The 763-nt window shown below is 76.4% G+C and carries 2 protein-coding genes; both read left to right on the top strand.

Translation table 11 applies throughout. The features are described from left to right. Positions 1-110: 110 nt before the first annotated feature. Entirely contained in the window at positions 111-674 is a 564-nt protein-coding gene (locus HW578_RS27260) for a hypothetical protein (RefSeq protein WP_232479337.1), read from the top strand. Continuing rightward, on the top strand, positions 671-763 hold a 93-nt coding region (locus HW578_RS28550), incomplete at its 3' end, for a hypothetical protein (RefSeq protein WP_232479338.1). The genes HW578_RS27260 and HW578_RS28550, both read left to right, overlap by 4 nt.

The raw sequence follows: 763 nt of genomic DNA, 5'->3' as shown, positions 1-763 counted from the left end.
CGCGACGCCGCCGGCCGACGCGACGCCCGCGGCACCCGCGCCTGGCCCGGCCATCCCCGGCCTGCCCGGCATCCCGATGCCGCCCTTCCCGCGCTGAACGGCACGCCCCCGTGGACGACAGCCTGATCGCCACCACGCTGAACCGGGACCTGCTGGCGCAGGGCGTCGGCGGGCAGCTCGCGGTCCAGCACTGGGAGCAGTTGACGCAGTACCTGCGGCGCGCGCTCTCGCCGCGGCACGCCGCGCTGTTTGCCGAACCCAACCCGGACCCCGAGCGCGGCAGCATCGACTGGTACGCATCCGGCACAGGGCCGGCGGTGCCGCTGCCGCAGCTCGACCCCGCGGCGGCCGAGGCCGCGCGCGCGATCCTCATGCCCATGGTCGCCGAGATCCAGGCGGCGGCCGAGAAGCTCCACGCCTCGGCCAGCGAGGGCGAACGCTTCCTCGGCGAATTGCTGCGCCTGGCGCTCGAGATCCCGGATCGGGGCGCGATCCGCGTGCGCGACGGCGTGCCGGTGCTGGCCCCCTGGGGCCATACCGCCGCGGGCCCGGGCGGCGTGCGCGAATTGCTGGTGAAGATGGTGCCGACGCCGGTCGCACCCATGGCGATGGTCGGCGCGCCGGTCGCCGCCGCCGCGGCGCGGTCGGGGCCGGTGCCATCCTGGGGGCAATGATCCTGCCCAGGCTGCGGTCGCGGCTGGACGCGGACGGACTGATGCTGGCGGCCGCGATCGTCACCGCCCTGGCGATGGCGGTGCTGGCC

Origin of the sequence: Roseomonas rosulenta (assembly GCF_016106005.1) — a bacterium.
Classification (GTDB): Bacteria; Pseudomonadota; Alphaproteobacteria; order Acetobacterales; family Acetobacteraceae; genus Neoroseomonas; species Neoroseomonas rosulenta.
Note: the sequence above shows the minus strand (reverse complement) of the source record. Positions and strands in the feature narration are given on the sequence as shown.